Genomic DNA, 15,118 nt, shown 5'->3' with positions numbered 1-15,118 from the left:
TTGGGGGAGCTTTTTGTATTTGCAGCAACTGCTGCTTCAAAAGAGTGCCCCTTGGGTGCGCAGGCACGCGCAGCAGGGGAGAAGGCGGGCTTTTCTTTGACGCGCGACACCGAAAACGGTCGGAATGGGTTGCGTTCAGCGCCGCGTTGCAGTATGATTATAGCATCTGAAAGCAAAGCGAACCCTGCATCACCATCGTAGCGTAGAACGCTATAAAAAGAAGAAAGCAGAACACAGGCAAAACTGTCGGCGTTTACAAAAATCAATGAAACATACAGGAGGAAATTACTATGGGTCTGATCAAAGCAGGTATGGGCGCACTGGGCGGAACTCTTGCAGACCAGTGGAAGGAATTTTTCTATTGCGATTCTCTGGACAAAGATGTGCTGATGGTCAAGGGTCAGAAGCGCACCTCCCGCCGCAGCTTCAACCACGGCGAGGATAACATCATTACCAACGGCAGCGGCATTGCTGTGGCAGATGGTCAGTGTATGCTCATTGTGGAGCAGGGCAAGGTGGTGGAGGTGTGCGCCGAGCCGGGCGAGTTCACCTTCGACTCCTCCACCGAGCCCAGCGTGTTCACCGGCAACTTCGGTGATAGTCTGGCCGCTACCTTCCAGACCGTAGCCAAGCGCTTTACCTACGGCGGCAACACCGGCAAGGATCAGCGGGTGTACTACATCAACACCAAGGAGCTGGGCGAGATCCTGTACGGCACCGCGACGCCCATCCCGTTCCGGGTGGTGGTAAGCGAGGAGCGGGGCTATAAGCTCTCGGTGAATATCCGCTGCAACGGCAGCTTTACTTACCGCATCTGCGACCCGCTGCTGTTCTACACCAACGTGTGCAGCAACGTCTCCAACCAGTACGATGCCTCGGAGTTGGCTCCCCGCCTGAAGAGCGAGTTGATGAACGCTTTGCAGCCTGCTCTGGCTACCCTTTCCGCCAACAAGGTGCAGTATTACGAGATCCCCGCCCACACGCTGGAGATCTCGGACGCCCTGAACGAGCAGCTGTCCAATGTCTGGCGCAAGAAGCGCGGCATTGAGGTATTCTCCTTCAATATCAACTCCCTGTCCATCCCGGAGGAACAGCAGAAGAAAATCACCGAGTGGGAAGAAAACGCCATGACCACCGACCCCACCACCGCCGCAGCCCGTCTGGTGGGCGGCCAGATCGATGCCATGAAGACCGCCGCCGGGAACACCGCCGGTGCTATGACCGGCTTTATGGGCATGGGTATGGCTGCCGGTGCAGGCGGCATGGGCGGCATGAATGCCCAGAACCTGTTTGCCATGGGTCAGCAGCCCGCAGCACCTCAGCAGCAGACTTCTGCCGCCGACAGCTGGAAGTGCAGCTGCGGCGCTACCGTCACCGGTAAGTTCTGCCCGGAATGCGGCAGCAAAAAGCCGGAGCCGAAGCCCGCTGCCGACAGCTGGACTTGCAGCTGCGGTGCTACCGTTACCGGTAAATTCTGCCCGGAGTGCGGCAAGCCCCGCCCGGCGGCAGCAGAGGGCTGGACCTGCAGCTGCGGCGCGGTGAACAAGGGCAAGTTCTGCTCCGAGTGCGGCAAACCCAAGCCCGCCGGTACGCCCAAGTATAAGTGCGACAAGTGCGGCTGGGAACCGGCCGACCCCGCACACCCGCCCAAGTTCTGCCCGGAGTGCGGCGACCCCTTTGACGACAACGACCGCAGCTGAACCCGGCGCACAGCCCGCTGCACAATAACTGAACACACTGCGGGGCAGGGAAGAAGCCGAAGCCCCTGCTCCGCAGATCATAGGAGGAAACACTATGGCAGGAATGCTGGAATACAAATGCCCCTGCTGCGATGGTGCCATCCAGTTCGACAGCACCACCCAGAAGATGAAATGTCCCTACTGCGACACCGAGTTTGAGGTGGACGCACTGAAAGGCTACGATGAGGACCTGAAAGACCAAAAGCCCAGCGAGATGAACTGGGCCACCCCCGGCGGCGGCTGGGCAGAGGGCGAGACCGCCGGTCTGCATACTTACGTCTGTAAGAGCTGCGGCGGCGAGATCGTGGGCGACGACACTATGGCTGCCTCCGCCTGCCCCTTCTGCGGCAACCCCATCGTTCTGACCGGACAGTTTGCCGGAGACCTGCGCCCCGACCTCATCATCCCCTTCAAGCTGGACAAAAAGGCTGCCAAGGCAAAATTGCAGGAGCACCTCAAGGGCAAGACCCTGCTGCCCAGGGTGTTCCGCAGCCAGAACCATATCGACGAGATCAAGGGCGTGTATGTGCCTTTCTGGCTGTACGACAGCGACGCCGATGCTCAGCTGCGCTTTACCGCCACCCGCACCCGCTGCTGGTCGGATGACGACTACGATTACACCGAGACCAGCTACTACTCCGTGCGCCGGGACGGCGTGCTGGGCTTTGACGCAGTTCCGGTGGACGGCTCCTCCAAGATGGAGGACGACCTGATGGAATCCATCGAGCCGTTTACCATGAGCGATGCCGTGCCCTTCCAGACCGCGTATCTGGCAGGCTATGTGGCCGATAAGTACGATGTGGACGCCCAAAAGAGCATCGAGCGCGCCAACAAGCGTATCCGTCGGTCCACAGAGGACGCCTTTACCCAGACCGTTACCGGCTACGATTCCGTCAAGATGGAGAACAGCAGCATCCAGCTGCACGGCAGCAAGGCAAAATATGCCCTGTTCCCGGTGTGGGTGCTGAGCACCAGCTGGCGCGGCAACAACTACATTTTTGCCATGAATGGCCAGACGGGCAAGTTTGTGGGCAATCTGCCGGTGGATAAGGCTGCCGCCCGCAAGTGGACGCTGGGCCTTACCGCAGCCGTTGGTGCCGCATCCTATGCGGTGATGTGGCTGCTGTGGCTGGCCGGGATTCTGTAAAGGAGGGACGGAAGATGAAAAACACTGCTACCCGACTGCGCTCCCTCTGTGCTGCGCTGGCCGCACTGGTGCTTTTGCTGGTGCTGGCTGTACCGGCCTTTGCCGCAGACGGCTTTGCCGACCTGTATTACCGTATGAACGACAGCGCGGAAGTTCTGACCGAGGACGAGGACAACGAGCTGGAAGCTTCGCTGGAGGAGCTGAGTGTCCGCCAGAGCTTTGATGTGGTCGTTGCCACCATCGACTCGCTGGAAGGCGAGGGTTACACCAGCATAGAAGAATACGCCGATGACCTGTACGATTACTGCCAGTTCGGCTACGGTGAAAACCGGGACGGCGTGCTGCTGCTGGTAAGCATCGGCGACCGCAAATGGCATATCTCCACCTGCGGCTACGGCATTACCGCCTTTACGGATGCCGGTATCCAGTACCTTGGCGAGCAGATGACCCCTGACATGGCAGACGGCGATTATGCCGCCGCCTTCCGCACCTTTATCCAGTGGACGGACACATACGTTACAGCCGCCCGCGAAGGCCACCCCTACGATGTAGACAATATGCCGCATGAGCCCCTCTCTATTATGTATCTGGGTCTGGCACTGGTCATTGGTCTGGTGACGGCACTCATCGTGACCGGCGTGATGAAGAGCCAGCTCAAGAGCGTGGCACCGCAGCAGGATGCAACCAGCTATGTGCGGCAGGGCAGCATGAAGCTGACCAACCAGCGGGACCTGTATCTGTACCGTGATGTGCACCGCACCGAGCGGCCGAAGGAGTCCAGCTCCAACGATTCCGGCGGCAGCTCCACCCACACCTCCTCCAGCGGCACTACCCACGGCGGCGGTGGCGGTTCGTTCTGAAAACGTTCCCTCGCAAGATAAAATCTCAAAAAACCGATCCGCAGCAGCCGGACGCACCCGCGCCCCGGCAACCGCTGCGGATCGGTTTTTACTTTTCTGCCGCCCGACACAAACGACTGATTTTTTCTGCGCCTTTGGGGCTATACTTCCAGTGCAGACGATTTTATATGCAGCAAGGAGCAGACACATGGGCATTTGGGAAAATCTGGGCATGGGCGGTTACCGGGGCTTTTCGCGCCCGGCGGCGCGGCTGTTGCAGCAGGCGGTGCAGCTGGCGGGAGATTTGGGCTGTGAGCAGGCGGATACCAGCCACCTTTTGCTGGCAATGCTGCGGCAGCAGGGCGCTGCGGCGCAGTTCCTCACCCGGAAAAACATCACCGAGCCGGAGGTGCGCCGCCAGCTGGCGCAGCGCCGCAGCGCCCCGGCACAGCGGCTGGAGCGGCAGGCTATGGCACCGGATTTGCGCCGCACCATGGACTACGCGCTCATTGGGGCGCAGAACGCCCACGTCAGCCGGGCAGAGCCGGAGCACCTGCTCTGCGCCATGCTGGAAGATGACGGCTGTGCCGCCGGGCTGCTGCTGGCAGAGATGGGGCTTTCGCTCACCGAGGCGGTGCGGGAGTGCCGCCAACTGAGCGGACAGTTCGTGCTGCCCGCCCAGCCCCGGGTGTCGGCAAGCATTCCCCGGGGCAGCCGCGCCAGCGATAAATACTGCCGCGATCTGACCCGCCGCGCCGCAGAAGGGGAGCTGGACCCGGTGTTCTGCCGGGAAGCGGAACTGGACCGCATGGTGGAGATCCTGTGCCGCCGCCAGAAAAACGACCCCTGTCTGATCGGCGAGCCGGGCGTGGGCAAAACGGCGCTGGCTGAGGGGCTGGCGCTGCGCATTGCCGCCGGGCAGGTGCCCAGAGCGCTGCAAGGGCGGCGGCTGCTGGCGCTGGATATGGCAAGCTTGGTGGCGGGCACCAAGTACCGGGGCGATTTTGAGGAGCGGCTGAAAAACCTGCTGGAAGAGCTGGTGCGGGACGGCACCGCCATCCTGTTTATCGATGAATTCCACACCATCGTGGGTGCCGGTGCCGCCGAGGGCGCTATCGACGCCGCCAGCATCCTGAAACCGGTGCTTGCCCGGGGCGAGCTGCAACTCATCGGCGCCACCACCAATCAGGAGTTCCGCACCCATATCCAGAAGGATGCCGCGCTGGAACGCCGCTTTGGCCGGGTGCAGGTGGAGGAGCCTACCCCCGCACAGGCGGTGGAGATCCTCAACGGCCTTGCGCCCCGCTACGAGCGCTACCACAACGTGCGCCTGCCGCCGCAGACCTTGCAGGCGGCGGTGGAGCTGTCGGTGCGGTATCTGCCCGGGCGCTGCCTGCCGGATAAGGCCATCGACCTTGTGGACGAGGCCTGTGCGGCGGCGCGCATCCTTGCCGAAAAAGAGCAGCGCACCCAGCCGGTGCTTGCCCCGGAGGATATTGCCCGGGTGGTGGCAGCGGCCAGCGGTGTGCCTGCCCAGCGGGTGGGCGAGCAGGAGCGGGAGCGGCTGGACAAGCTGGAAAGCCGCCTGAACGCGGAAATCGTCGGCCAGCAGCGGGCAGTGGCGGCCGTGGCGGGAGCTATCCGGCGCAGCCGCACCGGTCTGGGCGAGCCGGGGCGTCCCATCGGTGCCATGTTGTTTTTAGGCCCTACCGGTGTGGGCAAGACCGCACTTGCCCGGGCGCTTGCGGTCAGCTGGTTCGGCAGCGAGAAAGCACTGCTCAAATTTGATATGTCGGAGTATCAGGAGCAGCACACCGCCGCCCGGCTGCTGGGTGCGCCGCCGGGCTACCTTGGCCACGACGAGGGCGGGCAGCTGACCGAGGCCGTGCGCCGCCGCCCGTACAGTGTGGTACTGTTTGATGAGATCGAAAAGGCGCACCCGGATATCCAGAATATCCTGTTGCAAATTTTGGAGGACGGTCAGCTGACCGATGCCATGGGACGAAAGGCGGATTTCCGCAACACCATCGTGCTGCTCACCTCCAACTTGGGCGCACGGTTTTTGGCGGGGCAGAACGCGCCGCTGGGCTTTGCCGCCGGGGCAGAGGCGGTGTTTGAAAAGCAGTCCGCACAGGCCGTGGAGGAAGCCAAAAAGTGGTTCCGGCCGGAGCTGCTGGGGCGGCTGGACGAAGTGATCGTGTTCCGTCCATTGGCAGAGGAAAACCTTTGCGCCATTGCAGAAAAAATGCTCTGCCAGCTGGAGCAGCGCGCCGCCCGCAGCGGCTACCGCCTGCGCCACACCCCGCAGGTGGGTGCAGCACTGGCTGCTCGGGCGCAATCGGCCTACGGTGCGCGGGAACTGCGTCGTCAGGTGGACAGGGCGGTGGAGCAGGCGCTTGCAAACCGCATTGCCGCCGGAACGGCCTGTGTAGGGCAGCACTGGACAGCAGACTGCGCCGCCGATGGCAGCATCGTTTTGCGGGAGGATGAGACCATAACCCTGTAAAAATAGCAAAATAGCGTTTTCGCTTGCAACCGGCGCGGTTTTCGACTATTATAGAGGAAATAGAGTTACAACAGGGAGGATCCCGATGCACACGCTGTTTCTTCTCAACCCCGCAGCCGGAAAGGCCGACTGTACCTGCACCCTGCCGCAGCGGATCGCGGCGGCTGCTGCCGGTGCCGGGCTTGCCCCGGAGGATTACACCATCCGCGTCACCACCCATGCAGGCCACGCCCGGGAGATGTCCCGCGCTGCCGCCGCTGCCGCCCAGAAGGCGGGGGTGGAGCTGCACATTTTTACCGCCGGTGGTGACGGCACCTTCAACGAGGCGCTCACCGGTGCCCACGGCTTCGATATGACCGCCGTGGGCTGTCTGCCTTATGGCAGCGGTAACGACTTTTTGCGCACCTACGGTACAAAGGAAGAGTTTCTGGATCTGGACGCCCAGCTGGCCGGCGGGGCAGTGCCCATCGACCTGATGCGCACCAGCCTGGGGCTTTCTGCCACCATCTGCGCCGCCGGTCTGGATGCACAGGTGGCCTACGGCATCCCCAAGTTCCGGCGCATCCCGCTGTGCGGCGGCGAGGCGGCCTATGCGCTGTCCATCGCCCAGCAGCTGTGCGGGCATATCGGCCGCAGGGTGGAGTATGTCATTGACAGCGAGGTGCTGACCGTGGATTGCCTGATGTGCGCAGTGTGCAACGGCCGCGCCTACGGCGGCGGCTTTATGGCCGGGCCAGAGGCACAGCCGGATGACGGCTGGCTGGATGTGTTCATCGTGCGCAAGGTCAGCCGCTGGGTCATTGCAAAGCTGCTGATGCTGTACAAAAACGGCCAGCACTTTCAAAACGGTCAGCTGACCGAGGCCGCAAAGCCCTACTTTATCTACCGCCGCGCAAAATCGGTCAGTCTGCGGGCAGCAGATGGCCGTGGGCCCATCATTGCCACTGTGGACGGCGAGTGCGCCCCCTGCAAGCAGGTGTCGGTGCAGGTGCAGCCGCTGGCGGGCCGCGTGCTGCTGCCGCAGCCCGCTTACCAGCGCTTTACCGCCAAAAAAGCGGCTGTGAAGTGAGTAATAAACCATCAGATCCAAACAAGGCCGCTGCACAGAACAATGCGCAGCGGCCTTGCAGTTTGTTTGTTAGGTGGCAGCTTTGGCGTGGCGCTGCCGCACCCGGCATTCCAGCGCCTTGTAAAAGCTGCTCAGGCAGAGCGTGAGCAAAAGTACGGTCAGAGTCCAGACCACGGGATGTACCGTAAGGTTAAACTTGTCCGCGAACCACTCCATATACCGGATCAGCACCTGATGGATCAGAAAACCGTAAGGAGACAGCCCCGCCAGCCACAAAAACGGCTTTGCGGAAAGCAGCCGGGAAATGAACCCCTTGCCCACGGCAAGCAGCCAGACCAGCAGCACCGCAGAGGGGATAAACAGCACATTGTATCGGAAGGACGCTGCACCCAGAACCCCCACCTGTCCGGCGGCGATAAACAGGCAGCCGCCCGCAAGCAGCACAGCGGCAAGTTCCAGCAGGGAGAAAACACCGCGCGGCAGGGTGCTTACCTGTTTGCGGCTGTGGTAAAGACAGCCCATACAGCAGCTGATGGTAAAATCTCCCGCCCGGAAAAGCGGGCACAGATAGGTCAGGTAAAAGACTGTCGTTTCATTGAAACCGGCCTTCCAGAAAACAAAGGACGCAAGGCACTGCGCGCAGAAAACCGCCGCGGCTATGCAGCGCAGCCTGCAGGCATCCGCTTTTTTCAGCACGGTGAGTAGCGGGGGAAAGATGGCATACAGAAAAGCCTGTACCGAAAGATACCACGCCACCCCGTTCAGGCAGAACCAGAAACGGCTGGACGGGATCCATGTTTGCAGCAGGAAAATGCTTACCGCAAGCTGCGCCGCACAGGATAGCGCTCCACGGACAGAGGGTTGCACCAGAAGGCCCTTCAGCACAAATAACAGCGCGGTAGCCATCATAATAAGGTGCAGCGGGTACAGCTTGCGTATTTTTTGCAGGGAAAAGGCCATGGCAGACCGCACCCCCGGTGCTGTGGGAGGACGGTCGTAATAGTTGCAGGGCATCAGGAACCCGGACAGCGCCACGAACACCGTGATCGCCCACGGGCTCAGCCACGACACCCCGCAATGGGAGAGGACGATGCACAGAAATGCGACTGCCCGCAGCCCCTGTAAAGATGAGATCAGCTTTTTGTCTGTCACAGTATCCTCCATTCTGCCGCAAAGCGCGTCAGTTGTGTTCGTTATAAGTATAAAAAAGGCGGCGCGTCCTGTCAAGAACACGCCGCTTTTTTGCGTGGCAGGGTGCGATTTTTGAGCGTCATAAATTCTTAACAAAGAAAAATTGCAAAACCCCTTGATTTTTCAGGGCAAGATGAGTACAATACACTTAGCACTCAGAGAAAAGGAGTGCTAAACCACTGCGGAGCACACACAAAGCCCCCGCAGGACATAATAAAGTTTCAAATAAATTCAATATAATTGGAGGGCAAGAATTATGAAGATCATTCCTCTTGCAGACCGTGTTGTCATTAAGACTGTTGAAGTCGAGGAGACCACCAAGGGCGGCCTGATCCTGACCGGCAGCGCAAAAGAGAAGCCGCAGGTGGCACAGGTCATCGCAGTTGGCCCCGGCGGTGTTGTGGACGGCAAGGAAGTCAAGATGACCGTCAAGGTCGGCGACAAGGTCCTCACCAGCAAGTACTCCGGCACCGAGGTCAAGGTGGACGGCGAAGAGTGCACCATCGTGCGCCAGAGCGACATTCTGGCTGTTGTGGAAGACTGAAACTGATTTTTCCTTTTCAATTGAGCTTGTATTATAAAGGAGCGATGTATTATGGCAAAGCAGATCAAGCAGGGCGAGGACGCCCGTAAGGCACTGTGTGCCGGTATTGATACCCTGGCTAACACCGTTAAGATCACCCTCGGCCCCAAGGGCCGTAATGTGGTGCTGGGCAAAAAGTTCGGCGCACCGGTCATCACCAACGATGGCGTGACCATCGCAAAGGAGATCGAGCTGAAGGACGAGTTCGAGAACATGGGCGCACAGCTGGTGCGTGAGGTCGCAACCAAGACCAACGATGCCGCAGGCGATGGCACCACCACCGCTACCGTGCTGGCACAGGCCATGGTCAACGAGGGCATGAAGAACGTTACCGCCGGTGCAAATCCCATGGATATCCGCCGCGGCATGAGCAAGGCCGTTACCACCGCTGTGGAGACCATCAAGGCACACAGCCAGAAGGTGAAGGACAGCAACGATATCGCCCGCGTCGGCACCATTTCTGCCGGTGACCCCGAAATCGGCCGTCTGATCGCCGAGGCTATGGAGAAGGTCACCTCTGACGGCGTTATCACCATCGAGGAGAACAAGACCACCGCTGAGACCTACAACGAGATCGTGGAAGGTATGCAGTTCGACCGCGGCTACCTGACTCCCTATATGGTCACCGATACCGACAAGATGGTGGCCGATCTGGACAACGCCGCTATCCTGATCACCGATAAGAAGATCAGCGTCATTCAGGATCTGGTTCCCCTGCTGGAGCAGGTGATGCAGAACGGCATGAAGCTGCTGATCGTGGCTGAGGATATCGAGGGCGAGGCTCTGTCCACCCTGATCGTCAACCGTCTGCGCGGCACCCTGAACGTTGTGGCCGTCAAGGCCCCCGGCTTCGGTGATCGCCGCAAGGAGATGCTGCAGGATATCGCCACCCTGACCGGCGGCACTGTGATCTCCTCTGATCTGGGCTACGAGCTGAAGGACGCTACCGTCCAGCTGCTGGGTCATGCCCGTCAGGTGAAGGTGACCAAGGAGAACACCACCATCGTGGGTGGCGCAGGCGATAAGGACGCTATTGCAGCCCGCATTGCCCAGATCCGCAGCCAGATCGAGGCCGCTACCAGCGACTTTGACCGCGAGAAGCTGCAGGAGCGTCTGGCTAAGCTGGCCGGCGGCGTGGCTGTCATCAAGGTCGGTGCTGCTACCGAAGTTGAGATGAAGGACAAGAAGCTGCGCATCGAGGATGCCCTGAACGCTACCAAGGCAGCTGTGCAGGAGGGTGTTGTGGCCGGCGGCGGTACCGCTCCCATCAATGCTATCCCCGCTGTGCGCGCTCTGTGCGACACGCTGGAGGGCGACGAGCGCACCGGTGCCAAGATCGTGCTGAAGGCTCTGGAGGCTCCTCTGCGCCAGATCGCCAAGAACGCCGGTCTGGAGGGCAGCGTCATCATTGACAAGATCATCTCTGCCAACAAGCCCAACTACGGCTTCGATGCTCAGAACGAGGTCTTTGTCGAGGATATGATCGCCGCAGGCATCGTGGATCCGACCAAGGTTACCCGTTCCGCTCTGGAGAACGCAGCCTCCGTCGCCGAGATGGTGCTGACCACCGAGAGCCTTGTGGCTGACCTGCCGGAACCCCCGGCTCCCGCCGCACCTGCCGGCGGTGACATGGGCGGCATGTACTAAGCCGTACCTTTCCTAATAAGATACGCCAGAGAGGCGGAACATCTCTTCGGAGAGGTTCCGCCTCTTTTTGTGTATACCCCGCACCTCCGCTGCCCACCCTAACCATAGGGAAAGGGGGCGCGTGGATGTCCGGCAAACGGGTACTGGCGGTGTATGCCGCCTTGCTGCTGGGGTTTATGGTGGTGCTGTGCCGGTTGTATCTGCTGGCGCAGCACCCCGCCTATGCTGCGCGCGCGGCGGCGCAAAGCACGGTTACCCTGCAACTGCCCGCCCGGAGGGGCAACTTTTACGATGTGCAGGGGCGGCTGCTCACCGGCTTAGAGGAACGCTGGCAGGTGTTGTGCTTTCCCGGGCAGGGCAATTACGACCGCCTGTATGCCTGCACTGATGCCGCCGGGCAGGCACTTTTGTACCGCAGCCGTAGCCGCGCTGCGCCGTTTTTGCTGGAGCTGAACTGCGACCCCGCCCGCCTTGGCCTGACCGGTTACCTCGCCGCCCGGCGGTATGCGGCAGTGCCGCTGTGCCAGCATCTGCTGGGCTATCTGGATGGTACAGACCACGGCGCTGCCGGTCTGGAAAAGGCGCTGGACGCCGTACTTTCCGGCACAGGGGAGCACAGCAGCCTTGTCTGCGCTGTCACGGCGCAAGGGACGCTGCGCACCGGAGAGACGCCCCAGCTTTTGCGTGCCGACAGCGGGGCACTGGGCGTGCAGCTGACCATCTCCCGCCCGGTGCAGCGGGCGGTGGAAGCGGTGGCGGCTGCTACGATGCAAAGCGGCTGCATTCTGGTGCTGGATACTGCCACAGCGGCGGTGCGCGCCAGCGTCAGTGTGCCGGGCTACGACCCGGAGCACCTTGTTGATAGTTTGCAGGCGGCGAACAGTCCCTTTTTGAACCGGACACTGCAAAGCTACGCGGTGGGGTCGGTGTTCAAACCGGTGCTGGCGGCAGCTGCGCTGGAAGCGGGTTTACAGCCGGTTTTCGAGTGCACCGGCGCGGTGGTAGTGGATGGGCAGATTTTCCGCTGTGCAGGCGGGATCCCCCACGGACAGGTAGACCTTGCCGCTGCGCTGGAAAAAAGCTGCAACGGCTATTTTATCCGTCTGGGACAGCAGCTGGGTGCGGAAAAACTGCTGGACACCGCCAAGGCCTTCGGCTTTGGACAGAGCCTGCCGCTGGCAGAGGGGCTTGCCGCCGAGGCCGGGCAGCTGCCCACCCCGCAGGAGCTGGCGCAAAGCGGCCAGCTGGCCAATTTCAGCTTTGGGCAGGGCAGTCTGCTGGCCACGCCCTTGCAGGTAGCGGCGCTGTTCAACACCATTGCAGCAGACGGCGTATACCGCGCTCCCTATGTGCTGCAAGCCACGCTGGACGAGACCACCGGGCAGCCGATGGAGACCCTCAGCCACCCCCGGGGACGGCGGGTGCTCCCGGCGCAGAGCGCAGCGCTTTTGCGCGCCATGCTGGTACAGGTGGTGCAGCAGGGCACCGCGCAGGATGCCGCCGGGCTTCCCGGCGGGGCGGGCGGCAAGACCGGAACTGCCCAGACCGGGCAGTTCACCCCGGAGGGCACTGAGCGCTGCAACCTGTGGTTTGCGGGGTTCTGGCCGGTAGAAAAGCCCCGCTATACCATTGTGGTATTGCAGGACGGTGCAGTGCATACCGCGTACTCCGGCGCGGCTATCTTTGCGCAGGTCTGCGCTGCGCTGGAAGCAGCGGGATAAATGCGCGGATTCTACTTGCAATTCTGGCTTTGTTATGTTACTATATAGTTGTATTTTTGCGTGGTTTTCCGTATTTACAAATAAAAGGAGCGTTACGATTCATGTCTGTTATCGAAATTGTTGGCGGTGTCATTCTGCTGGTGGCTTCGCTGGTCATCGTTTTCCTCACCCTCATGCAGCACACCCACGGTCAGGGCCTGTCCGGTGCCATCAACGGCAGCGTGGGCGGTGCCAACAATGCGCGTCTGACCCCGGCAGACCAGATGCTGGCTAAGGTCACCCGCATTGCAGGCGTGGTGTTCTTTGTGGTTGCTATTCTGGCCTGCCTGTTTGCAGGCCGTCTGGCAGGCTGAGAAGGCGTTGCAGCCCCGTGAACGGACGGGGCTGTTTTTCTGTGCAAAAAAGTGCGGGCAGCCGGTTCTGCGGGCTGCCGCAAAGAGGGGACAGGGGAAAGCGCCCGTCCCAAGGCAGGGCTGTGCTCCGCAGGAGATGCACGGCCACGGAAGTGAAGGAGAAAATATTTTATGGCAATGCGCGATAAAATTGAGCACGCGATCCAGAATCAGCCGTGCACCGTAAAAGATCTGAAGAATAAGTTCGGTGGGGATCGCGGCGCAGACCGCAAGGTGATGGAGGCTGTGGACCAGCTGGTGCACGAGGCTGTCATCTGCCAGCGGCAGGGCGTGTTCTTCACCGTGCGCAGCGGCCGTGCCGACAAGGCACTGCTGTGCAAGGTAGTAAAGCTGGGCAAAAACTTTGCCTTTGTCATGCTGGAGGACGGTACCAGCGATATCTTCATCCCCGGCCGGTTCACCCGCGGCGCAATGCCCGGCGACATGGTGCTGGTGGAAAAGTTTGCACACCCCCGGGTAGAGGGCAGCGATGAGGGTGAGATCCTTGCGGTTCTGGAAGAGAAGAACGCTCTGGTGGGCACCATGCACCGCGTGGAGGGCCGCCTGAAGTTTGTGCCGGACGATTGCCCCGCCATCTCCATGCAGGTCATGCGGGACTGCGAAGGCAGTGCCAAGGACGGCGACAAGGTTGCAGTGGAGATCCTGCTGCGTGGCAACCGTCAGGAAGATCACCGCGTAGGCGTTGCCATGCGCTTTGGCAGCTGTGATGAAGCCAAGCGCTGCGCAAAGGCACTGCTCTACGCGCAGGATATCCGCAGCCGCTTCCCGGATAAGGTGCGGGACGAGGCCAAAAAGCTGGACAACGCCGAGGTGTCCGCTGCGGACTGCGAGGGCCGCATGGATCTGCGCGCTTTGCCCATCTTTACCATCGACAGCGCCGAGACCAAGGATATCGACGATGCCATCAGCCTGACCAAGACCCCGGACGGCGGCTTTGAGCTGGGCGTGCATATCGCGGATGTTTCCAACTACGTTAAGCCCGGCACCGAGCTGGACAACGAGGCATTCAGCCGCGCTACCAGCGTTTATTATGCCGATCAGGTGGTGCCCATGCTGCCCAAGCAGCTGTCCAACGGCATCTGCAGCCTGAACGAGGGTGTACTGCGTCTGGCTTTCTCCTGCCTGATGCGGCTGGACAAGGACGGCAACCTGACCGATTACCGCTTTGTCAAGTCCGTCATCCGCAGCCGGGTCAAGGGCGTGTATTCCGAAATCAACGCCCTGCTGGCCGGTAACGCCGATGACGAGCTGACCGGCAAGTACCACGAGGTACTGGCGCAGCTGCCCGCCATGAAGGAGCTGTACGGCCACCGTGCCCGCCTGCGCAAGGAGCGCGGCTGCATGGATATCGAGAGCGGCGAGGTGAAGCTGATCCTCGACGAGGACGGCCACTGCATCGACGTGAAAAAGCGCACCTCCGGCGAGAGCGAGGCCATGATCGAAGAGTTCATGCTGCTGGCAAACCAGTGCGCCGCCCACTTTGCCCGGGTAAAGCAGATCCCCTTTGTGTACCGTGTGCACGAGGAGCCCAACGCCGAAAAGCTGGAGCGTCTGCACGGTCTGCTGCAGGCCTGCGGTGTCAACGACCACTTTGCCAAGGACGTGCCCACTCCCAAGGAGCTGAGCGCTATTCTGGAGGGCGTGCGCGGCACTGCCTACGAGCAGATCATCAACACCGGTATGCTGCGCTGCATGTCCAAGGCTGTGTACGAGGAAAAGCCCAAGGGACACTATGGTCTGGTGCTGCAGGACTATGCGCACTTCACCAGCCCCATCCGCCGCTACCCGGACTTGGCTATCCACCGTATCATGACCGCTCAGCTCAAGGGTACCGATAAGGACACCATGATCCTGCGTTACAGCGAGTTTGCCGAGGACGTCAGCAAGCAGGCCAGCGAGCGCGAGGTGATCGCCATGCAGATCGAGCGCAAGGCCGAGGACTGCTATAAGGCCGAGTATGCCCGCCGCCATCTGGGCGAGTGCTACGAGGGCCGCATCTCCGGCGTGACCCAGCGCGGCTTGTTCATCGAGCTGGAAAACGGCGTGGAGGGCTTTGTGCCCGCTTCCAGCCTGACCGCCACCGGCACCATGCTCACCGAGGGCGTGCGCCTTTCTGACCCCGTTTCCGGCAAGAACTGGAATCTGGGCGATACCATGATGATCACCATCGTGCGTGCAGACGTCAATCTGGGCAAGATCGACTTTGAGGTCGCCCCGGAAAGCGCAAAGCAGTGACCGTATCATAAAACAAAAACAGACTGCC

The 15,118-nt window shown here is 61.1% G+C and carries 11 protein-coding genes; 10 read left to right on the top strand and 1 reads right to left on the bottom strand.

Going from position 1 to position 15,118, the window contains the following annotated elements:
- Positions 1-290: 290 nt before the first annotated feature.
- The 5 genes from MTP39_RS08640 (at position 291) to MTP39_RS08620 (ending at position 7,300) form a co-directional block, all read left to right on the top strand.
- Positions 291-1,700 (top strand): SPFH domain-containing protein, encoded by a 1,410-nt coding sequence (locus MTP39_RS08640; protein WP_249240215.1) that lies wholly within the window; start codon positions 291-293, stop codon positions 1,698-1,700.
- Between the two features lie 94 nt (positions 1,701-1,794).
- Entirely contained in the window at positions 1,795-2,886 is a 1,092-nt protein-coding gene (locus MTP39_RS08635) for a hypothetical protein (protein ID WP_249240214.1), read from the top strand.
- Between the two features lie 14 nt (positions 2,887-2,900).
- On the top strand, positions 2,901-3,746 hold the full coding sequence (locus MTP39_RS08630) for a TPM domain-containing protein (protein ID WP_249240213.1): 846 nt from the start codon (positions 2,901-2,903) through the stop codon (positions 3,744-3,746).
- Between the two features lie 187 nt (positions 3,747-3,933).
- Entirely contained in the window at positions 3,934-6,231 is a 2,298-nt protein-coding gene (locus MTP39_RS08625; RefSeq protein ID WP_249240212.1) for an ATP-dependent Clp protease ATP-binding subunit, read from the top strand.
- Positions 6,232-6,316: 85 nt separating this feature from the next.
- Positions 6,317-7,300, top strand: a complete 984-nt coding sequence (locus MTP39_RS08620) for a diacylglycerol/lipid kinase family protein (protein WP_249240211.1) — start codon at positions 6,317-6,319, stop codon at positions 7,298-7,300.
- 69 nt (positions 7,301-7,369) lie between these two features.
- Here MTP39_RS08620 and MTP39_RS08615 read toward each other — a convergent pair whose 3' ends face one another.
- A complete protein-coding gene (locus MTP39_RS08615) occupies positions 7,370-8,452 on the bottom strand; it encodes an acyltransferase family protein (protein ID WP_249240210.1) in 1,083 nt (360 codons plus the stop codon).
- Positions 8,453-8,747: 295 nt separating this feature from the next.
- Here MTP39_RS08615 and MTP39_RS08610 point away from each other — a divergent pair, with 295 nt between their 5' ends.
- The 5 genes from MTP39_RS08610 to rnr all read left to right on the top strand — a co-directional run bounded on the left by MTP39_RS08610 (position 8,748) and on the right by rnr (position 15,090).
- On the top strand, positions 8,748-9,035 hold the full coding sequence (locus tag MTP39_RS08610; protein WP_005923585.1) for a co-chaperone GroES: 288 nt from the start codon (positions 8,748-8,750) through the stop codon (positions 9,033-9,035).
- 51 nt (positions 9,036-9,086) lie between these two features.
- The gene (groL, locus tag MTP39_RS08605; RefSeq protein WP_249240209.1) at positions 9,087-10,721 is read left to right on the top strand and encodes a chaperonin GroEL; all 1,635 of its coding nucleotides are present in this window, start codon (positions 9,087-9,089) and stop codon (positions 10,719-10,721) included.
- A 125-nt stretch (positions 10,722-10,846) separates the two neighbouring features.
- On the top strand, positions 10,847-12,442 hold the full coding sequence (locus tag MTP39_RS08600; RefSeq protein WP_249240208.1) for a penicillin-binding transpeptidase domain-containing protein: 1,596 nt from the start codon (positions 10,847-10,849) through the stop codon (positions 12,440-12,442).
- Between the two features lie 101 nt (positions 12,443-12,543).
- The gene (gene secG, locus MTP39_RS08595) at positions 12,544-12,795 is read left to right on the top strand and encodes a preprotein translocase subunit SecG (RefSeq protein WP_249240207.1); all 252 of its coding nucleotides are present in this window, start codon (positions 12,544-12,546) and stop codon (positions 12,793-12,795) included.
- A 171-nt stretch (positions 12,796-12,966) separates the two neighbouring features.
- Complete coding sequence (gene rnr / locus MTP39_RS08590; protein ID WP_249240206.1) at positions 12,967-15,090, top strand: ribonuclease R; 2,124 nt, start codon at positions 12,967-12,969, stop codon at positions 15,088-15,090.
- Positions 15,091-15,118 lie beyond the last annotated feature (28 nt).

Origin of the sequence: Faecalibacterium sp. I3-3-33 (genome assembly GCF_023347295.1) — a bacterium.
GTDB lineage: Bacteria > Bacillota > Clostridia > Oscillospirales > Ruminococcaceae > Faecalibacterium.
The sequence above is the reverse complement of the archived record's forward strand: the minus strand, read 5'-3'. Positions and strand labels throughout refer to the sequence as shown.